Here is a 19566-nt window from a genome sequence, read left to right as displayed (position 1 = left end):
CACTCGATTGTCTGCCCCGCAGAGGCTTTAGATGACCACCAAGCACGCGCCTGTCCTTATCATCGGTTCCGGCCCGGCCGGCTATACCGCCGCAGTCTACGCCGCGCGCGCCATGCTCAAGCCGATGCTCGTAGCAGGCTTGCAGCAGGGCGGGCAGCTGATGATCACCACCGATGTCGAAAACTATCCGGGCTTCGCCGATCCGATCCAGGGCCCGTGGCTGATGGAGCAGATGCTGAAGCAGGCCGAGCATGTCGGCACTGACATCGTCAACGACATCATCACCGAGGTTGACCTCAATGTGCGGCCGTTCCGCGCCACGGGCGATTCCGGCACCACCTACACGGCCGACGCGCTGATCATTGCCACCGGCGCGCAGGCGAAATGGCTGGGCATCCCCACCGAACAGACCTTCATGGGCTTCGGCGTGTCGGCCTGCGCCACCTGCGATGGTTTTTTCTATCGCGGCAAGGATGTCGCTGTCATCGGCGGCGGCAATTCGGCGGTGGAGGAGGCGCTCTATCTCTCCAATCTGGCGAAGAGCGTGACCGTCATCCACCGGCGCAACGATTTCCGCGCCGAGCGCATCCTGCGTGAGCGGCTGTTGAAAAAGGACAATGTCCGAGTCATCTGGGACACGATCGTCGACGAGATCACCGGCCGGCCCGGCAAGACGCCGCTGCCGCCTTCGGTCGAAGGGCTGAAGCTCAGAAATGCGGTGACCGGCGAGGTCACCCATCTCCAGGTGGACGGCGTGTTCGTGGCGATCGGCCATGCGCCGGCGGTGGAATTGTTTGTCGGCAAGCTGAAGCAGAAGCCGAACGGCTATCTGTGGACGGCGCCGAATTCGACCCGCACCGATGTGCCCGGCGTGTTCGCCGCCGGTGACGTAACCGACGACATCTACCGTCAGGCGGTGACCGCCGCCGGGCTCGGCTGCATGGCCGCGCTCGAGGCGGAAAAATACCTGGCCGGCATCGAGGTGCACCGCGAAGCGGCGGAATAAAATCTATCAAGACGGCGTCGCAAGCCGTTCAAAAGCCTGATTTTTCATTCAGACGCCAAGAACAGAACGAGGGGAATTCAATGGCGTTGGACTGGGACAAGCTTCGCGTGTTTCACGCAGCGGCGGAGGCTGGGTCGTTTACCCATGCCGCCGAGACTTTGCACCTGTCGCAATCGGCGATTTCACGCCAGGTCAGCGCGCTCGAGCATGACGTCGGGGTGCCGCTGTTCAATCGCCATGCCCGCGGCCTAGTGCTGACCGAGCAGGGCGAAATGCTGTTCCGCACGGCGCATGACGTGCTGATGAAGCTGGAGACCATCAAGTCGAAGCTGACCGAGGCAAAGGACCGTCCCTCAGGCGTGCTCAGGGTGACGACGACAGTCGGGCTTGGCGCCGGTTGGCTGACCGAACGGGTGCAGGAGTTCATCGAGCTCTATCCCGAAATCAGCCTGCAGTTGATCCTCGCCAATGAGGAACTCGACCTCACCATGCGCCAGGCGGATTGCGCGATCCGTCTGCGCCAGCCGCAGCAGCCGGACCTGATCCAGCGCCGCCTGTTCACTGTGCATTTCCACCTCTATGCCTCGCCGTCCTATGTCGGCAAGCACGGCAAGCCGACCTCGGTCGCCGATCTGAAGAACCATCGCATCGTCACTTTCGGTGTGCCGGTGCCGTCGCATCTGTCGGAGCTGAACTGGCTGGAAACGATCGGCGATTTCGACGGTGGGCAAAGGGTGCCGACGCTGCAGATCAACGACATCTTGTCGATCAAGCGCGCCGTGCAGGGCGGCGCCGGCATCGCCATGCTGCCCGACTACGTGATCTCCAAGGAATCGGATCTGGTGCAGCTTTTGCCGGAGACCGAGGTGCCGTCCTTCGACACCTATTTCGCCTATCCCGATGCAATGAAGAACCAGGCCAAGCTGCACGTCTTCCGCGACTTCATCATCGCCAAAGCGCGCAGCTGGTCATTTTAAACATGCCCTTGGGAGGTGCTGGTCACCCCCGCCAAGGCGTCAGCCGTGGCAGCCAGCCGGGAACATTGCGGCGGTAGGTCTCGTATTCGCCACCGTAGCGGCGGGCGAGAGTCGGCTCCTCATAGAACCTGACGAAAGAGCCCATGACGATCGCGCCGATGGCGGCATAGGCAGCGACGCTCCAGCTTGAAAACAGCAACGCCTGGCCGAGGATGATCGACAGCACGGCGACGTACATCGGGTTGCGGACATGGCGGTAGACGCCGCCGATCACCAGTCTCTCGGTGGGCGCGACAGGCGCCGGCGTGCCGAGGCCTTCGAGCGCGAAGCGGGCAAAGGACTGGACGAGCAGGGCGATGGCCGCGACAATCAGGATGGAGCCGGCCGGCACGAAGCCGGGCACCGTCGACAGCGGCAGACGGTAGCGGTCCGTGAGCAGCCAGGGCACCAGCCCGGCGACGACACAAGGTGCGGCGATGAAGAAGACCGCGCTGCCGGCGATCGCCTGGGGTGTCCGCATGTCAGGTCTCCCTTCTTCCGGCCGACCCTTCCCATCCCGCTGCCGCAAAAATAAACGCCTGGTGCCCGATTCAACGTCATTCGGCTTTTTGCCCGCGAGCGCGAGAATCAGCCCGACTTGCGGTTCTGCGAAGGCAACAGCATGGTCGCGCCATTCATTTGGCAACTTTTCGTGGTCCTATGGCCCCTAGACATGGGTTAGACCACAGCCTGTACCTTTTTGCATGCGTGTGTTGCAAAATAGATGCTTGTTTCTTGGGCATGAACAGCACATATATAGATCATCTCCTGGGTGCGTTCTCCTCCCATTAGCGCCCTCGAGTGTTCCCCTCTGGAGGTTAGCCTTAACAGGCACTTCCAATCAAACTCAGCCGGATCTTCATTGATCCGGCTTTTTTGTTTCCGGGCCTGCCGTAGCCAGCGAAAAATCGAGCAAAATCGCCGCGTAACAGTGACATGTAACCTCAGGTAACATGCCGCAGGCGTGATTCATCGTTTAAGCAGATCATAGGACGCGGTGTGGTTCGACCGGGAGATGGGGGCATCACTCGGAAGATCCGGGCTCAGGCGGCTACCGCGTCCGAACCTATTCGTCTGTCAGTGCCGTATGGCGCGGCGGATACGTGCGGCGGACCTGCCGTTTTCCTCCCAAGAAGACGGTCCGCAATAAGAGCGGCGTCCGGATCATCCGGGCGCCGTTTTTTGTGCGGATCATCCTTCGGCCTGTCAGGCAGCCTTGCCGTTGGCGTTCATCGCCTCGTCGGCCAACCGTCCGGTCAGCTCGGCCATGTGATCGAAGGCGCAACGATAGCTGGCGACGCCGGAGGTCGCCGAGCGCAGTTCGATGATCAGGTCGCCGATCTCGGCCTGCGGCATGGTCGCCTCCACGACATCCCATCCCGGCCAGTCAGGCCGCGCGTCGTAGCCAAGGATCTGACCGCGCCGTTGCGGGATCAGCGCGATGATCTTCGAAGTGGCTTCGTACGGCGTGACGATCTCGACCTTCATGACCGGCTCGAGCAGCACCGGCGAGCAGGCCGCCATGCCTTCCTTCATGGCCAGCTTGGCCGCCATCTGGAAAGCCATGTCGGAGGAATCGACGGCGTGGTAGGAGCCGTCGGAGAGGTTGACGGCGACATCGACCACAGGGAAGCCGAGCGGGCCGGATTTCAGATAATCGCGCACGCCGGTTTCGACCGACTGGATGTAGGTCTTGGGCACGACGCCGCCGGTGATGGTGTCCGAGAACTGAAAGCCGGAGCCGCGCGGCAGCGGCTTGATCTCGATCACCACATCGCCGAACTGGCCATGGCCGCCGGACTGCTTCTTGTGGCGGCCGCGCTGCTGCACCGTCTTTCGGATCGTCTCGCGATAGGGGACGGCAGGCGCATGGCCTTCGACCGGAATCTGATTCTTGCCTTCCAGCCGCTCGCGCACGACCCGCAGATGCATCTCGCCATGGCCGGACAGCACGGTCTCGGCCGAGTCCTGATTGTGGCGCAAGGTGAGCGAGGGATCTTCCTCGGCCAGGCGCTGGATGGCCGCCGACATTTTGACCTCGTCCTTGCGCTCCTTCGGCCGCAGGGCAAAGGCAAAGACCGGCTGCGGCGGCGTCAGCGTGACCAGCGGCTTGATACCGCCCTTCGTGGAGCTCAACGTCTGGCCGGTCTTGACCTCGTCCAGCTTGCCCAACGCCACCGTGTCGCCGGCCTTGGCAGCGGTGAGCTTGGACTGGTCCTTTCCGAGCATCTTGTAGATGCCGGAGACCTTCGCCGTCTCGCCATTCGACAAATAGAGTTCGGCTGCATCGGCGATCTGGCCGGAGAGTACGCGCGACACGGACAGCTTGCCGCCATGCGCGGTGTGGATGGTCTTCATCACCTGGACCACGGTGTGATTGCCGTCGGGGACGCCGAGCCGTTTGCGCGTCGCCTCGACATCCGGTGCGTCATGGCGGATCGCCTTCAAAAGGCGCAGCACGCCGTTGCCTTTTTCGGCGGTGCCGATCAGCACCGGCGTTATGGCGCCGGCGCGCAGGTCGGCGGACAGATCGTCGAAGACCGCGTCTTTCGGCGGCTCGATCTCCTCCAGCAACTGCTCCATCAACTGGTCGTCATGGTCGGCAAGCGTCTCCAGCATGGAGAAGCGAGCCTCCAGTTCGCGCGCCTTGTCGTCAGTTGGAATTTCGGCAACCTGGCTTTCGGCATATTCGCGGTAGATGTAGGCGCGCTCCAGCGCCAGGTCGATCGAACCGATCACCACATTGTCCTTGCGCAGCGGAATCTGGCGCAGCAACAGCGGCGCCGCGCTCGTCGGCTGCAGCATCTTCAGCGTATCGCGTACGCCGGCGATTGCCTTGTCGACCTTGTTGAGGAACAGGATGCGCGGCACGCCGAGATCGTCGAGCTTGCGCATGATGAGCTGCAAGGCTGGGATCTTCTTCTCGTCGGCCTCGGCGACGACCACCGCGAGATCGCAGGCTGCCAGCACCGGCTCGGCCTCGAAGGAGAATTCGATCGATCCGGGACAGTCGACGAAGGTGATCTGCTCGCCCATGAATTCGGTGGTGGCAAAGGTCGCCTCGACGCTCATGGCGTGCGCCCGCGCCTCGGGCGAATGATCGGAAACGGTGCTTCCCGATGAAACGGGATTTTGGCGGGGGATGGCGCCCGTACGGGCGAGGATGGCTTCGAGAAGTGTCGTCTTACCGCTTGCAAAGGGACCGACTATGGCAATGCATTTCGGTCCCGTGCGTCGTCCTCCGGCGCGAGTACCCATGGCTGACCTCCACTCAGGCGTTGCCCTTGGAGTGCGATCAGCAAAAGTGGAAACGGTTTTGCGCCGATCGCACCCTGTCGTGAGCGGCGGCCGGCCTGTTCGACCGTCGCGGGCGGGGTTGTTTTCATTTAGCCACCTGCCCAACCCATCGTCCCACGGGTTAGCCGGGAGGGCAAGGAAAATAGAAATCGCGCCGCCGTCAGGCGGCCGAGGCAAGACCCGGGGATCAGAACCGTCGGGCGATTTCAGCTTGCCTGAGTGCGGCGCGTGGGCGTGGCGGCTGCACTCTGCTTCACCACCATCTCGGCGTAGCGCGACAGCAACGGGTTGAACAGGTCCGGACGTTCCCAGAAGGGCGCATGGCCGGCGCCTGGTATGACATGGCACTGTTCCCACAGCGAGCTGTAGGCGACGGTCTCGAAATAGCTTAGCCGCACCAGCGGATCATGCTCGCCATTGATCACCGCGACGGGGAACGGAGCGTGCTCGACCACCTGTTTCTGGTCGGCGCCCTTGCCCGCAAACATGGAGCGCGCCACGCCGGCGCGAAGCCGACCGTCGGTGCGCCTGATGGCTTCGCGGAAAGACGGACTGGCGGTGTCGCCGTAGCACAGAGCCTCAAAACGCTCGATGTCGCGTTCGGAGTAGACCTTCTTGGAGGCGAGCAGCATGTCCCAGTTGGCGTGAAAGCCGCGCAGCATGCCAAGCGGCCCTCGCGACACCGGCGGCGCTCCGGTCAGCACCAGGCCGCTGACCGCATGGTGAAAGCTGGCCAGTTCGACCGCCACATGGCCGCCGAGCGACCAGCCGAAGATGATGGCGTGGCCGATGCCCAAAGCGTCGAGAAGCCGGGCTGTGGTCTGGGCAAGGCCGGTAATCGTATAGGCGGTCGCCGGGTCGCGGGCATCGGAGGACTCGCCGTGGCCGGGAAGGTCGAAGGCGATCAGCCGATGGCCGTCGGCAAGCGGGCTATCGAACTGACGGGCAAACACGGCGCGCGAACTGCCCGAGCCATGGATCATGACGATGGGCATGCCGGACCCAGACGACTGGCTGAGGCGCAAGTCGGCCTGCGGCGTGCGGATGGTGCGGTGAGTGATGCTCATGCTGGATTAGACCTTGAGATTTGCCTGACCGCCAACATCGCATCGCTGGCTCTATATGTTCTTTAAACATGTGGTTAAGAAAGGATTTCTAAAGAGATAGCCGGCACGATCGCTGGCTCCATGGCAATCACGCGCGGAATCCCGACAATGGAACCAGTCCTCGATCTTCTTGTCTCGATCTGCAGCATCGCGATGCTTGGCCAATATGTCTGGTCGATGCGGGCGCATTTCCAATCGCAGGCGATGTCTCCAGGCGCCATGGTGATTTCGGCGGCGGTCATCGCCACGGCGCTGTTCTTTCTCGCCACCCTTTGGATCCAATCGCAGCCGGGTTCGGCAAAGCTCACCGGACTTGCCGTCGAACTGGCGAGCTCTGCCCTGTTCTGGTGGGCGATCGTCACGTCGCGCAAGGTGCGGCTGCGCTTCGTCTTCGCACCCGACGATCCGCACAGCCTGCTGACCCACGGCCCCTACGGCCATGTCCGCCACCCCTTCTATACGTCCTACATCGTCTTCTGGATCGGCTGGGGGATCGCGACCTGGTCGGTCTGGGCGTTGGTGCCGGTCGCCGGGATCGCTATCCTCTATGTGTTTGCGGCGCTGGACGAAGAGAAGAAATTTTCGCGCACGCCGCTGGCCGGAGCCTACGCGGACTATCGCGTACGTGCCGGCCTGTTCTGGCCCCGGCTGGGGTGGTAGCCGGCACCGGGGCAGGGTAGGTTCTGCCAAACTTAGGGGTCACCAGAGATGAAGATCATTGCCTGCGGCAGCGTGCCGACCATCATCGCACCGGAGAAGTATTTCACTGGCCGCGTGCTGCAGACGCCCATCATCGAGAAGGAAGCGCCGGCGCGGCTGCGGGCCACGCTGGTCAGCTTCGAGCCTGGCGCGCGTACCCACTGGCACACGCATCCGCTCGGCCAAACGCTCTATGTCACGTCGGGCGCCGGCCTTGCGCAGACATGGGGCGGGCCGATCCAGCAGATCAAGGCGGGCGACGTGATCTCGTTCGAGCCCGGCGAGAAGCACTGGCACGGCGCGGGTCCAAAGACGACAATGACCCACGTCGCCATGCAGGAAGCGCTGGACGGCGTCCATGCCGATTGGATGGAAGCGGTCACCAGCGAGCAGTATGGCGGCTGAGGTCTGCTCCTGACATGAAACCCGGCTCGAAGCCGGGTTTCATGTCTCGGTGCCGCCAGTTCAGGTCAGCGATGCCGTGAACCGCTGGATGCGCGTGCAGGCTTCCTCCAGCAGCGTCTCCGACGTGGCGTAGGAGATGCGGAAGTTGGGGCCGAGGCCGAAGGCAGAGCCGAACACCACCGCGACACCCTCGCCTTCGAGCAATTCGGAGCAGAAAGTCTCGTCGGTGTCGATGACCTTGCCGGCTTTGGTCTTCTTGCCAATCAGCTGGGCGCAGGACGGGTAGACATAGAAGGCGCCTTCCGGCGACGGGCAGGTTATGCCGCGCGCCTGGTTGAGCATCGACACGACGAGGTCGCGACGGCCCTGAAAGGTCGCCTTGTTCCTGGCGACGAAATCCTGCGGGCCGTTGAGCGCCTCGACCGAGGCCCATTGCGCGATGGTGCAGGCGCCCGAGGTCTGCTGGCCCTGGATCATGTCCATCGCCTTGATCAGCTGGACGGGACCCGCGGCATAGCCGATGCGCCAGCCGGTCATGGCATAGGCTTTCGAGACGCCGTTCATGGTCAGCGTGCGCTCGTAGAGTTTCGGCTCGACCTCGGCGATCGTCCTGAAGACGAAGTCGCCATAGGTCAGGTGCTCGTACATGTCGTCGGTCAGTGTCCAGACATGCGGATGCTTCAAGAGCACGTCGGCCAGCGCGCGCAGCTCGGCTTCCGTGTATGCGGCGCCGGACGGGTTCGACGGCGAGTTCATCAGCAGCCATTTGGTCTTCGGCGTGATCGCCTTCTCCAGCGCGGCCGGAGTGAGCTTGAAACCATTGTCGATCGAGGTGTCGGCGAACACCGAGGTGCCGCCGCAGATCGCCACCATTTCGGGATAGCTGACCCAATAGGGGCGGGGGATGATGACCTCGTCGCCTGGGTTCAGCGTCGCCATGAAGGCGTTGAACAGGATCTGCTTGCCGCCGGTGCCGACAATGGTCTGCTCGGGCTTGTAGTCGAGATTGTTCTCGCGCTTGAATTTTTTCGCGATCGCCTCGCGCAGCGGCGCGATGCCCGAAACCGGCGGGTATTTGGTCTCGCCGCGGCGGATCGCCTCGATCGCCGCATTCTTGATGTTGTCGGGCGTGTCGAAATCCGGTTCGCCAGCGCCGAGGCCGATAATGTCGCGGCCGGCATTTTTCAGCTCGCGGGCTTTCTGCGTCACCGCGATGGTGGCGGAAGGCTTTACGCGGGCAAGGGCGTCGGCAAGAAAGGCCATGACCAGATATCTCCAGAGGGGTCGGCGCAACCGCAAACAGCTGCGGCGCTTCTCATGTCGCATCGACCCGGCAAGTGCAAGCATTGTCGGATGAGCCAGGGGTCAAGGACCTGTGAAGATCGCCTTTTTGGAGCGCGTGCATGACGGTTTCAGTCTGCGTTGCGGGCTCTGCAATCGACGCTTATCCCCGGCAAGAATAAATTCATCAACGGCCGCTAAAACCTTTGACGGCAGGATCGCCAGCCATTTCGCCTGTCTCGCGGAGCGAGGGACCCTTGTCGCGCAGCACCGGGCTTGCCCACATCATCCGTCACGATGACGGCACCGCTTCAGGTGTCTGGGGTCCCTACACGCTGCAGAGCGCCTTTCAGCCGATCTTCGCCTTCAAGGGGGGCAAGCTCTCGATCGCAGCGTTCGAGGGGCTGATCCGGCCGTTTCGTGACGGCGAGCCGCAATCGCCGATGAACTTCTTCCGCACCTGTCCGGCCGGCGACCGCCTGCATATCGAGGCGCTGACGCGCACGCTGCATTTGCTCAATGCCGGCGCCTGCCTGCCGCAAGAGGCTTCGATCTTCGTCAATTTCGATCCGTCGGTGTTTACCGAGCGCTCCATCGCCGACAACGCGTTGCGCGACATGCGGCTGGTGCTGCACGAAGCCGGGATCGATCCGCGCCGCATCGTGTGCGAGGTGACCGAGCAGAAGTCGGCGTCGCAGGAAACGCTCTACAGCTTTGTCGAGGCGCTGCGGGCCAATGGCTTTCGCATTGCCGTCGACGATTACGGCGCCGATGAATCCGACATCAACCGCATCAAGGAGCTCAAGCCCGACATCGTCAAATTCGATGCGCACTGGATCACGCAGCTCATGGAATCCGGCGCCGGCTTTGCCCTGCTGACTGCCATGGTGACGAACTTCGAACTACAGGGCATCCGCACGGTGTTCGAAGGCATCGAGGAAGGCTGGCAGCTTGAATTGGCCGAGAAATCCGGCGCATCGATGGTGCAGGGCTTCGTGCTGGCGAAGCCGGAACTGGCGCCGACCAGCTTTCGCGCTTTCGGCAAGGATGGGCAGCCGTCTGTCGCGGCGGCCGAGCCTGGCAAGACGCCTGCCGGCCCGACTGCAGCGCCTCCGGCGCGGCCGGGCAGGGTGTTCGGGCGCAGGACCGGGCCATGACCGGGCAGCGCGAGAGGCGTCGCGATATCGGCGAAGCGATCTTTGCCGACGAGGTCGGCATCGAATACGGCGTCTACGGCGCGTTCCGGCTGAAGAGCGCCTACCAGCCGATCTTTGCGCCACGCGGCGGCGCGTTGGCCGCGGTTGCCGTCGAGGCGCTGATCGAACCGCAGCGCGCTTCCATGCCGGTTGCACCGGCCATGTTCTTCGACAGTGTTGCGCCGGGCGACCGCCTGTTTGTCGAGACGATGTGCCGGATGCTGCATCTGAAAAACTTCCGCAACATCGGCATCGACGGGCTCGACCTGTTCTTCAATTACAACCCGATGATCAACGATCATCTCGGGCGGGCGCTGGCCGAGATCCGGCTGATGACGCGGCATCTTGGCGATCTCGACCTGCATGCCGCCATGCTGGTCTGCGAGATCACCGAACAGGCGGCCGACGATAATGTGCTGGCCCCGCTGGTGCGCGAGATGCGGCGCCACGGCATCCGCATCGCCATCGACGATTTCGGCACCGGCCACTCGACCGCGGAGCGGATGAGCCTGCTTCAACCGGATATTGTGAAGATCGACGGCGGCTGGTTCGCCGAATTCTGCCGCCACGCTGCCGCCGAGCGCTTCTTCCGGCCGCTCGTCTCGTCGCTGCACGATCGCGGCTCCAAGGTGCTGGTGGAAGGCATCGAGCAATCCGTGCATCTGCGCGTCGCGCTGGATGGCGGCGTCGACCTGCTACAGGGGTTCCATCTCGGCCGCCCGGCGCTGGCCGGCACGATCTTCAACCGGGAGCCGCTGTCGATCGAGGCGCTGCTTGGCGCCGACAACAAGGTGGTGCCGCTGCATCTGCGGCGCTGATTTGTGCTCGCGCTTGCCGCCGCTTCGCGGCTCGTTCCGGACCGGACGCCAACGGGCGCGATGCCCGGTTGGGCTTGCGGCCTTCGGCCGTAGCGCGCATTCAAAGAGGGCGAACTCGGCCCGCGTGAAGTTCAGCCAAAGCCTGCTCGGCAAACTTATCCAGCCCGCCAGCCTTGGCGTCCGCCTCGATCTGCATATCCCACACCTCTGCCTGATACGCTGCGAACCATTTGGTAAAGGCCTTTAGTTCTTTGGTGTTCAGGGCTGCGATGGATCTTTCAATCTGTTCGAGCTTGGTCATGGGGCGAAACTAGCATGGCCATCGTCCAATTCCAGACAAACAAAAAGGCGGGATAAATCCCGCCTTCCCATTTTCGGTAGCCTGATCGGAGCTTTAAGTCCGGGCCGGCAGCTATCTGCTGATCCAGCTTGTCGGGTCTTTCTGCTCCAGCGCGCTTCTCGCGCGACCGTCAGTACATCCGTGACTTGCCGCGCGCCCCGAACTCTCGTCCGGCGCGCGCTATCGCAAAATCAGGCTGCCTTGCTCAGAGAACCAGCGGACGACTTGCCTGTGCGGCGGTCCTGCTCGATCTCGAAGTTGATTTTCTGGCCTTCGACCAGGGTCGACAGTCCAGCGCGCTCGACAGCGGAGATGTGAACGAAAACGTCCGCACCGCCCGAATCAGGCTGAATGAAGCCGAAGCCCTTGGTGGCATTGAACCACTTGACCGTACCAGTTGCCATATGAATAGTCCTCGCATTTGCTTTGGTTTGACCGAACCGAGGTTCAGCCGGTTTGTATCGAGATTTTGGAGATAGACGTCAGCAAACGCGAAGATCGCGAGGCCCGGATCGATCGGCCGAAATATCAATGGAGCTGATATAGGCGGGTTTCGCACCAAAAACAAGATGGCTCGAAAAATGGCGTTGCGGTGGCGCCGCCCAAAGGCCGCCCCAATCGCATGAAAGCGTCGAGCAATCGGGAAGACCGGGACGCCCGACGGCGTTAGTCCGGTTTTGGGAGACTGTCATGAAAACGGTTGTGAAAACCATTCTGCTTGCCGCCTGCCTGACGCTGGCGGCCGCCGAGGCGCAGGCGATCTCGCGCTACGACCCCACTCGTATGAGCTGCGACAGGGTGCAAGGCACGATCGCCCGCCAGGGCGCGGTCATCCTGCGCTATCAGTCCAGGCGCGTGCCGGGGCTGCCGCTCTTCGACCGCTATGTGCAGAGCCAGCAATTCTGCAATATCGGCGAGGTCAGGAAGCGCGCCTATGTACCGAGCGCCGATACCGAGTCCTGCCCGGTCTATCTCTGCAAGCGGGTCGAGAACGACCATTTTCACCGCCGCTTCCTGCGCCGTCATTAGGCATATTGATATTCAGGTGAGGCCGGCCTGCGAACGATGGTCTTCTGCGCGTCCGGTGCCCACGTACATTAAGTACGCTCCGCTCCGGTTCTCGAAGACCATAGTTCTCGGTGCGGCCTGACCTGAATCTCAACATACCCAGCCGGCATACCATTCAAGCTCTTAGAACCCGAACGAGACCTGCGCCGCCGGCGGCGGGCCGACGCGCACGCCTTCCATGGCCAGCATCTTTGCCTTGGTGGCCGAGCCGCCGGGCGCCGAGAAGCCGCCGATCTTGCCGCCCGCGGCGAGAATCCGATGGCAGGGGATGACCAGCGGCACCGGGTTGGCGCCCAGCGCTGCCCCGGTTTCGCGCGGCAGGCCGGCTTGGCCGGCGCGCTTGGCCAGTTCGCCATAGGTGGTGGTTTCGCCGTAATGCAGTTTCCGCGCCGCGTCGTAGATGGCGAGACGGAAGTCGTCGACGCCGTCGAGATCGACCGGCACGCCGGAGAAATCGACGTCCTCGCCTGTGGCATACGCCTTGATCGAGGCGATCAGCTCGACCACCCATTGCGGCTGCCCAGTGTTCGCAGTCGTATTGGCAACACCGGCATGCCGCATCAGTCGGCGTTCCACCGCTTCGCGGCTCCTTTCGGGCAGGCAGAGCCGGATCAGGCCCTTTTCGCTCCAGGCGATGCCCATGAAGCCGATCACTGTTTCTAACACTGCGTGGCCGGCTGTGATCGAAGATGCCGTTTCCATGATGCGTTCCTTTCCGCAAAGCGGCGAAAACCGGGATACCGACCGGTACATATGCAGAACAATATGGCATCTGAGCCCGGCTCTCGCCACCCGAAAACCACCAGATGGTCCCGATTGCCCACCAGGAATCGCTGGTGTAAGGACTTCTTAACAACCGACAAATCGGACCCGCGCGGCTTGCCAGCAAAATTCAACCTTATCGCGATCTCTGTGATCGTCGGCGCAGCTGCCCTCAGCGGCTGCCAATCGACCTCGCAGATGAAGGCTACGCCTGCGCTGACCGAAACCGCGACCGCTGCCGGCAGCGATGCCGGCTTCACCGTGCCGCTGCCCGATACGGTTTCGGTGCTGCCGCAATCCTTGGGCATAACACCCGTTCAGTCGGCCGAAGCGACGCCGGCCACGCCAGCGCTCGATGCCGCTGCGCAGCCGGTTGCCGCGACCGCGGCCTTTGCCGGCGCGACGCCCACGGCCCCGGCCCTGCCTGCGGTGATGGCCGCCAACGCCTGGCAGGCGCCTGCGCCCGCCAAAGCCGGACAGCCGGTCGCGGCGCAATATACGACCGCCGGCCTTGTCATGCCGGTGACCGCCAAGGGCGGCCAGAACGCCATGCCCGGCGTGCAGCAGGTAGCCTATGTCGTGCCGCAGAACCCGGCTTCCCTGGGCCAGTTCCCCGCCGCGCCGCTCGGTCTCCCGGAAGAAGAGCATGCGACCGGCATGCGCGGCGACGTCGACCGGCTGATCCAGAAATACGCTGCTCTCTACGAGGTGCCGGTCGATCTGGTGCGCCACGTCGTCAACCGCGAAAGCACCTACAATCCCAAGGCTTACAATAACGGCCATTGGGGGCTGATGCAGATCAAGCACGCGACGGCGCGCGGCATGGGCTATGACGGGCCGGCCAAGGGCTTGTTCGACGCCGAAACCAATCTGAAATACGCGGTCAAATATCTGCGTGGCGCCTGGCTGGTAGCGGGTGGCAACGCCAAGAAGGCCGATTGGCTCTACCAGACCGGCTATTATTTCGACGCCAAGCGCAAAGGCCTGCTCGAGGCGACCGGCCTCGGTGTCGACCGCAAGCGCCGCCGGCTGCAGCCCGACGCCTGAGCGCGATGCCTGAACCGCGCCCGCCGGCTCCAAACGACATCCGGCTGCGCAAGATCCTCGACGAGACGCTCGTTGCACCGCACTGGCCGGACGGCTTTACCATGCGCTGCTTCGAACATGGTGACGCGCAGCCCTTGCATGCGCTTTTGACCGAGGTGTTCGAGGACGGCACCGACGGCCCGTTCGACGAATGGTGGCCGCGCATATCCAGCGATGCCGAATTCGACCCGGCGCTGTGTTTCCTGGTCATCGACGCCAAGGGACGGCTGGCGGCGGCAGCGCTGTGCTGGACCAGGGCCTTCGTCAAGGACCTCGCGGTCCATCCCGAAGCGCGCGGCACAGGCATTGGCGAAGCGCTGATGTGGCAGGCTTTCAACGCCTTTCGCGATCGAGGCGCGGCCCATGTCGACCTCAAGACCAACACGGTCGAGAACGCTGCCGCGCTCAGGCTCTACGAGCGGTTGGGAATGATGCCTGTCGCCTGGGAAGGGTAAGGGCTTTTTTCTTGCCGCAATTCCCTGGGGAAAACGCTACGCGCTTTTCCCGGGAAAACCGGTTCCCACCTTTCCTGGAATTGCTCGAGCGCTGTTGAAAACCTCCGGATTGTGAACTGCTTCACATTGGCCGCCGCAACCGGATGCTACCTCACCATCCATGCCTTTCGACCGATGGCGGATCGACGACTGGCAGATGTGGGGCGGCTGCACCGGCATGTGTTCAGCCACTCCTTGGCGGGTCCCAGGCGGGGGTTTGGGGCCCGCCAGTCGTTTTGCGGTAGCCCTCAGATATCGGGCGCATTGCCGATCTTCTTTTTGAGCTCAAGCGCCCAGGCGCGGCCCTCGTCGCCGCCCCACAGCAGCCAGGCGATATGGCCGGCCGATGGATTGTCTTCATTGCCGTAATTCTTGCCGCGCTTGTCGACCTCGTGGCGGGCGAAGTAGCTGACCATGCGGCGGATAGTGGATGGCGCCAGCTTTTCGCGGTTCTTGAGTTCCGTCGCCCGCGCCACGCCGATCTCGGTGCCGCCCCGGCCGAATTCTCTTCGCAGCCTCAACCCCTTGGCGGCATTGTCGGCCACCACTTGCGGGCAGCGCAGATCGATCTCTTCATCCTCTTGCATGTGTCTCCCCAGCTCCGGAAACCTAACCTGCAGACTCAATACAGGGAAGTGCAACCGGCTCCCAATGCAGCGCCGTCCATCAGGACCAGGATCAGCGCGCCATCGGCATCTGCGAGATCCTGTGGAACCTTATGGATTTCACGCCTGAGGGTCGGCCGAACTGGAACGAACAGCTGCAATATGGCGAGGCGTGCTGTCCTCAGGTTTGTCCGCCAGGGGCTCGGGACGGCCCTTCGGCAGATGGTCGCTGACGAATAGTTCTCCGGACGCAACCCTGCCGCCAATGCCGCGTTTGATTAGCCGAGGGAAATTTTCAAAATCGGAGACCTCAGATGAAAACGCTTCTCACCATTGCCGCCGTCGCCTTGTTCGCCGGTGCCCCTGCCGCCCTTGCGGCCAACTCGACCGCGGTCGCGCCTGCCATGGCCGCCAGCAAGGTCGATACCCCAACCTTCGTCAAGACCGTGCCCAGCTCCAACGAATTCGAAATCCAGTCGAGCAAGCTCGCGGAGGAGAAATCCAAGGCGGCTGACGTCAAGAAATTCGCCAAGCAGATGGTCAAGGACCACACCAAAGCCGGCAAGGAGTTCAAGGCGGCGCTGAGCCAGGGCCAGACCACCGGTTCGACCAAAGCCGCGGGACCGGCCCTGCAGCCGAAGGAGCAGGCAATGCTCGACGAGTTGAAGAGCGCAAGCGGCAAGGATTTTGACGCCAAGTACATCCAGATGCAGACGGACGCGCACAAGGAGGCAGTTGCCCTTTTCAGCAGCTATGCCAACTCGGGCGACGACCCGGCGATGAAGGAATTCGCCAAGAAGACGCTGCCGACGCTGCAGATGCACGAGAAGCACGTGAAGGAACTCGCGGCGGCGCATCAGGGTTGAGGGCTGGTGACTGGCCAGCAATAGCATTCTACGGCGCCCCCTCTGTCCTGCCAGACATCTCCCCCACGAGTGGGGAGATCAGCAGCGTCGGCGCCGTGCTTTTCTTGCGACGGTGAAAATTGGCGAAGGCTGAGGCGACAGCCAATCTCCCTCCTTGTGGGGAGATGTCCGGCAGGACAGAGGGGGCGCCGTAGAGTGCGACGGCCGATGCCTGCCGTTGGCAAGGCATTGCGGCAAAGTGGCTCTGTGGCTGCGCCGGCAGTGACATACACTGCCGCCACCAATTCAATGGAGCTCCCATGCCCAAGCTCGACCTGTCCACCGTGCCTGTCCGCAAGGGCTCCGGCTACCCCGCACCCTTCGACGCCCCTTGCGCCGAGCGCACACGCCACCGCCTCGGCGATGCCGGCGGCCTCACCGATTTCGGCGTCAACCTGATGACATTGCCATCAGGCGGCTGGTCCAGCCAGCGCCACTGGCACAGCCATGAGGACGAGCTTGTTTATGTGCTGGAAGGGGAACTGGTGCTGGTCGAGGATGGCGGCGAGACCCTGCTCAAGGCCGGCGACTGCGCGACCTTTGCCAAGAACAGCGGCAACGGCCACCACATGATCAACCGCTCGTCCACAACGGCGCGCTATCTCGAAGTCGGCTCGCGCAATTCGGATGATCTCATCACTTGCTCCGACATCGACATGATGAGCCCGAGTTCGGATGGCAGGTTCCTGCACAAGGACGGCATGCCCTATCCGGGGCAGGGGTGAGGGCTGGACCATGGTTCGGCGCTGGCGTTCGCTGGGCGGGGGGATAAGCTCCTCACGATCAAAGGTGGCGCAGGCCCCCTCATCCGACCGCTTCGCGGCCACCTTCTCCCCGCTGGGGAGAAGAGGGAAGCGCTGGCGCTGACCGGCTCCTCTCCCCTCGGGGAGAGGTCAGCCGAGCGAAGCGGAGGCTGGGTGAGGGGGCCTTGGCGCCAGCTTGGCAAACAAAGGGAGCATCACCATGAAAAAAGAAGTCATCGAAGTGCCCGTCATGTCGGCCAAGGTGCGGGCGCTCGGGCTGCCCTGCTCGACGGCGGTAAGGGCCAATGGCTTCGTGTTCATTTCGGCGACGCCGCCGGTGGACATGGTGACCGGCGAGATGGTGCGCGGCGACATCGAAACGCAGACCGAGGCGGCGCTGAAGGCGCTGAAGCACTGTCTGGAAGCGGCCGGCACCTCGCTGGAAAATGTGGTGATGGTGCGCATCTACGCCGTCAATTCCGGCTTCTACAACGCCATCAACCGCGTCTATGCAAGGCACTTTCCCGAAAACCCACCATCGCGAACCTTCGTGCCGGTGGCGTCATGGCCGATGGAGTTCGATATCGAGATCGAGTGCGTGGCGGTGGGGTGAGGGGCACTTCATCCCCTCATGAAATAATTTCCGCTTGTCTTTGAAGTAAAGTCGTCCTCAAATCTCTTCGGGGATATGGAGGGCGAGTCATGAGCAAATTACCGAAGAAATTCGGCGAACGCGTTGCGTCGAATCTAAAGAAGTACCAGCGGATTACGCTGGCTCAGCAAAAATCCGATGTCGCGGAGGCCGACACGGTTACCTTGGTCAAGGACATCCTGGCTGATGTTTTTGGCTATGATAAATATGACGAACTAACCTCTGAGCATCAGATCAAAGCCACATACTGCGATCTCGCGATTAAGATCGCGGGAAAACTGCGATTGCTTGTCGAGGTGAAATCAGCGGGCAGCAGCTTGGCCGATAATCACTTGAGGCAGGTTATCGACTACGGAGCCCACCAAGGCATTCACTGGGTGATCCTGACCAATGCGGTCGAATGGCGGCTCGTTCGCATCTATGTCGCAAATCAGATCAGCCATGAAGAAGTTTGTCGCATCGTCTTGGCGGACATGAATCCCAAGAATGAGGATCATCTGCAGTGCCTGTTCCTGTTCGCCAAGGAAGGGCTGACGACCGATGCGATGGACGCATTCCATCAGCAGGCCCAGTTGTTCAACAAGTTTACCGTCTCAGCAATCATCCGTTCCGAAGCAGTGATCTCGGTGGTGCGCCGGGAGATACGGAAGCTGTTTCCCGACATCAAGGTCGGCAACGAGAACCTGTCGCAGTTGGTCGAAAACGAAGTGATCAAGCGAGACACGATTGAAGGCGACAAGGCGAAGGAAGCTGTCGCTAGGATGCGGAGGGCTATGAGTAAATTGGAGCGGGCTAAGGCTAAGGTTGCGAAAACAGTTGTCACCGAAGTTCCGATCTGAAAAATAGAAGTTGAAAAAATGGCCAAAAAACAATCATAGGGAGAGAGCGTTTTGGTCAAAAAATTAAAGGTCCTAAAAACACCGCTATTTATTACGCACTATACGGATCTTAGTGGACTCTTGGGTTTATTGAAAACAGGAAAATTTTGGGCCTCAAACGTGTCTTTCCTTAATGATAGGCAAGAGCTTTTGCATGGCATATCACTTGCCCGCAGGGCGCTTAAATCATCTAAATTTTCAAACACCCCGGCTAAGTGGTCTCAAGCTTTCGAGGCCGCAGCCGAAAGGCTTGAAGCCGGTGAGATACCCGATACTTATGCAGTGTGCTTTTGTGAGCAGCGTGACATGCTAAGCTTATGGCGGGGTTATGGAGGAGATACGCAAGGTGTTTCTATAACTTTTCGTCGCTTGCAACTAGAGGAGCTTATGGAGCCTCACGGGGCTCACTTATTCAAAGTGATATATGGTAATACAAATGGAATGCCGAAGGTTACTTCGGAGCTTAAATCGTACTTGGTGGTCCTTGATGCTAGCCGAAGATCTCGGCCAAGCAGCGACTCCGTTGCCGTAGCCTATGAGATACTCTGTGAACTCATACCGCAATTTAAACATTTCGGTTTCAGAGACGAGCGAGAATGGCGCTTTGTGTTTAGAGATGAGTTGCCAATGGATGGCGTCGAGTTCCGCCAAAAAGCTGGAGTTCTTGTTCCTTTTATAAAAATAGGACCGGAAGCGGCAAGCATGTTGCCGATTTCAAAAATCACAGTTGGGCCCGGCCCTGAGTTTATGCTTACCGCCAAGAGCATAGAAAGATTCCTGCAGATCAAGGGTCTCAAAATCGCCGTTGAGCAGTCAACAGTTCCCTTTCGGGTATAAGCCCGGATCAGGCAGTGAGCAGGTCGCAATGTTCTTTACAAAGCGCGCCCTCGTCGCTGATAGACGCCACGATTCTACTGCGCGTTGCATGTGCAGATTAATTGGAACTTTGGTATGACTCTGGTTATGCTTTCCCTGCACGAAATACTCCAGCATCTGACTTCTAAGCTCTCCGCCTTGGCGCGATCCATGCGGATGCTGACACTCGGCCGAAATTTTATTACTTTCGAATGTCTGGTCTTTTCAACAACCCGGTTTCATGCATGTATGTAAACAGTTAAAATGGGGGGTGAAATTAATGAACTCGAAACACATTCTGTTTGCAGTTTTTTTTATTCTAATCGCACCCACTTTGTCGTGGGCCAGCTGTTC

General features: G+C 61.4%; 22 protein-coding genes. 14 read left to right on the top strand and 8 right to left on the bottom strand.

Going from position 1 to position 19566, the window contains the following annotated elements:
- Window positions 1-31: 31 nt before the first annotated feature.
- Both trxB and AC3EML_RS27445 read left to right on the top strand, forming a co-directional pair.
- Window positions 32-1006 (top strand): thioredoxin-disulfide reductase, encoded by a 975-nt coding sequence (gene trxB, locus AC3EML_RS27450; RefSeq protein ID WP_023689720.1) that lies wholly within the window; start codon window positions 32-34, stop codon window positions 1004-1006.
- 80 nt (window positions 1007-1086) lie between these two features.
- Window positions 1087-1983 carry a LysR family transcriptional regulator gene (locus AC3EML_RS27445; RefSeq protein WP_023671970.1) on the top strand — a complete coding sequence of 299 codons (897 nt, stop codon included), beginning with the start codon at window positions 1087-1089 and terminating at the stop codon, window positions 1981-1983.
- 22 nt (window positions 1984-2005) lie between these two features.
- On the opposite strand, the gene AC3EML_RS27440 is transcribed toward AC3EML_RS27445, so the two are convergent.
- The 3 genes from AC3EML_RS27440 to AC3EML_RS27430 all read right to left on the bottom strand — a co-directional run bounded on the left by AC3EML_RS27440 (window position 2006) and on the right by AC3EML_RS27430 (window position 6386).
- The gene (locus tag AC3EML_RS27440; protein ID WP_023711177.1) at window positions 2006-2503 is read right to left on the bottom strand and encodes a methyltransferase family protein; all 498 of its coding nucleotides are present in this window, start codon (window positions 2501-2503) and stop codon (window positions 2006-2008) included.
- 725 nt (window positions 2504-3228) lie between these two features.
- Entirely contained in the window at window positions 3229-5280 is a 2052-nt protein-coding gene (locus AC3EML_RS27435) for an elongation factor G (RefSeq protein ID WP_023711178.1), read from the bottom strand.
- 245 nt (window positions 5281-5525) lie between these two features.
- Complete coding sequence (locus tag AC3EML_RS27430) at window positions 5526-6386, bottom strand: alpha/beta fold hydrolase (protein WP_023711179.1); 861 nt, start codon at window positions 6384-6386, stop codon at window positions 5526-5528.
- A 147-nt stretch (window positions 6387-6533) separates the two neighbouring features.
- On the opposite strand from AC3EML_RS27430, the gene AC3EML_RS27425 reads away from it, so the two are divergent.
- Together AC3EML_RS27425 and AC3EML_RS27420 are read left to right on the top strand one after the other, a co-directional pair.
- Window positions 6534-7085 (top strand): methyltransferase family protein, encoded by a 552-nt coding sequence (locus AC3EML_RS27425; protein WP_023683763.1) that lies wholly within the window; start codon window positions 6534-6536, stop codon window positions 7083-7085.
- A 48-nt stretch (window positions 7086-7133) separates the two neighbouring features.
- Window positions 7134-7529, top strand: a complete 396-nt coding sequence (locus AC3EML_RS27420) for a (R)-mandelonitrile lyase (protein WP_023711180.1) — start codon at window positions 7134-7136, stop codon at window positions 7527-7529.
- 60 nt (window positions 7530-7589) lie between these two features.
- On the opposite strand, the gene AC3EML_RS27415 is transcribed toward AC3EML_RS27420, so the two are convergent.
- Window positions 7590-8792 carry a pyridoxal phosphate-dependent aminotransferase gene (locus AC3EML_RS27415; RefSeq protein WP_352521332.1) on the bottom strand — a complete coding sequence of 401 codons (1203 nt, stop codon included), beginning with the start codon at window positions 8790-8792 and terminating at the stop codon, window positions 7590-7592.
- A 275-nt stretch (window positions 8793-9067) separates the two neighbouring features.
- Here AC3EML_RS27415 and AC3EML_RS27410 point away from each other — a divergent pair, with 275 nt between their 5' ends.
- Both AC3EML_RS27410 and AC3EML_RS27405 read left to right on the top strand, forming a co-directional pair.
- Window positions 9068-9967 carry an EAL domain-containing protein gene (locus tag AC3EML_RS27410; RefSeq protein WP_352521331.1) on the top strand — a complete coding sequence of 300 codons (900 nt, stop codon included), beginning with the start codon at window positions 9068-9070 and terminating at the stop codon, window positions 9965-9967.
- Window positions 9964-10824: an EAL domain-containing protein gene (locus AC3EML_RS27405; RefSeq protein WP_352521330.1), complete on the top strand. Its 861-nt coding sequence runs from the start codon at window positions 9964-9966 to the stop codon at window positions 10822-10824. The genes AC3EML_RS27410 and AC3EML_RS27405 overlap by 4 nt, the downstream gene beginning before the upstream one ends.
- A 100-nt stretch (window positions 10825-10924) precedes the next feature.
- On the opposite strand, the gene AC3EML_RS27400 is transcribed toward AC3EML_RS27405, so the two are convergent.
- Window positions 10925-11125, bottom strand: coding sequence for a hypothetical protein (locus AC3EML_RS27400; protein WP_352521329.1), 201 nt, complete (start codon window positions 11123-11125; stop codon window positions 10925-10927).
- A 230-nt stretch (window positions 11126-11355) separates the two neighbouring features.
- Window positions 11356-11568 carry a cold-shock protein gene (locus tag AC3EML_RS27395; RefSeq protein WP_015316174.1) on the bottom strand — a complete coding sequence of 71 codons (213 nt, stop codon included), beginning with the start codon at window positions 11566-11568 and terminating at the stop codon, window positions 11356-11358.
- Window positions 11569-11866: 298 nt separating this feature from the next.
- Here AC3EML_RS27395 and AC3EML_RS27390 point away from each other — a divergent pair, with 298 nt between their 5' ends.
- Window positions 11867-12193 carry a hypothetical protein gene (locus AC3EML_RS27390; protein ID WP_023823440.1) on the top strand — a complete coding sequence of 109 codons (327 nt, stop codon included), beginning with the start codon at window positions 11867-11869 and terminating at the stop codon, window positions 12191-12193.
- Between the two features lie 162 nt (window positions 12194-12355).
- On the opposite strand, the gene AC3EML_RS27385 is transcribed toward AC3EML_RS27390, so the two are convergent.
- Window positions 12356-12934, bottom strand: a complete 579-nt coding sequence (locus AC3EML_RS27385) for a methylated-DNA--[protein]-cysteine S-methyltransferase (RefSeq protein WP_352521328.1) — start codon at window positions 12932-12934, stop codon at window positions 12356-12358.
- A 177-nt stretch (window positions 12935-13111) separates the two neighbouring features.
- Between AC3EML_RS27385 and AC3EML_RS27380 the strand changes: the two genes are divergently transcribed.
- Complete coding sequence (locus AC3EML_RS27380) at window positions 13112-14041, top strand: lytic transglycosylase domain-containing protein (RefSeq protein WP_023713917.1); 930 nt, start codon at window positions 13112-13114, stop codon at window positions 14039-14041.
- Between the two features lie 5 nt (window positions 14042-14046).
- Window positions 14047-14535: a GNAT family N-acetyltransferase gene (locus AC3EML_RS27375; protein WP_352521327.1), complete on the top strand. Its 489-nt coding sequence runs from the start codon at window positions 14047-14049 to the stop codon at window positions 14533-14535.
- A gap of 287 nt (window positions 14536-14822) precedes the next feature.
- On the opposite strand, the gene AC3EML_RS27370 is transcribed toward AC3EML_RS27375, so the two are convergent.
- The gene (locus AC3EML_RS27370; protein ID WP_023697061.1) at window positions 14823-15161 is read right to left on the bottom strand and encodes a hypothetical protein; all 339 of its coding nucleotides are present in this window, start codon (window positions 15159-15161) and stop codon (window positions 14823-14825) included.
- 332 nt (window positions 15162-15493) lie between these two features.
- Here AC3EML_RS27370 and AC3EML_RS27365 point away from each other — a divergent pair, with 332 nt between their 5' ends.
- The 5 genes from AC3EML_RS27365 (at window position 15494) to AC3EML_RS27345 (ending at window position 19194) form a co-directional block, all read left to right on the top strand.
- Window positions 15494-16045, top strand: a complete 552-nt coding sequence (locus AC3EML_RS27365) for a DUF4142 domain-containing protein (RefSeq protein ID WP_023691533.1) — start codon at window positions 15494-15496, stop codon at window positions 16043-16045.
- A 299-nt stretch (window positions 16046-16344) separates the two neighbouring features.
- The gene (locus tag AC3EML_RS27360; protein ID WP_352521325.1) at window positions 16345-16809 is read left to right on the top strand and encodes a cupin domain-containing protein; all 465 of its coding nucleotides are present in this window, start codon (window positions 16345-16347) and stop codon (window positions 16807-16809) included.
- A gap of 238 nt (window positions 16810-17047) precedes the next feature.
- A complete protein-coding gene (locus AC3EML_RS27355) occupies window positions 17048-17440 on the top strand; it encodes a RidA family protein (protein ID WP_352521324.1) in 393 nt (130 codons plus the stop codon).
- Between the two features lie 89 nt (window positions 17441-17529).
- Window positions 17530-18318 carry a hypothetical protein gene (locus tag AC3EML_RS27350; RefSeq protein WP_352521323.1) on the top strand — a complete coding sequence of 263 codons (789 nt, stop codon included), beginning with the start codon at window positions 17530-17532 and terminating at the stop codon, window positions 18316-18318.
- A gap of 51 nt (window positions 18319-18369) precedes the next feature.
- The gene (locus tag AC3EML_RS27345; RefSeq protein ID WP_488505352.1) at window positions 18370-19194 is read left to right on the top strand and encodes a DUF2971 domain-containing protein; all 825 of its coding nucleotides are present in this window, start codon (window positions 18370-18372) and stop codon (window positions 19192-19194) included.
- Window positions 19195-19566 lie beyond the last annotated feature (372 nt).

Source organism: Mesorhizobium sp. P170090 (assembly GCF_057786115.1).
This window is presented reverse-complemented; position numbering and strand designations above follow the sequence as displayed.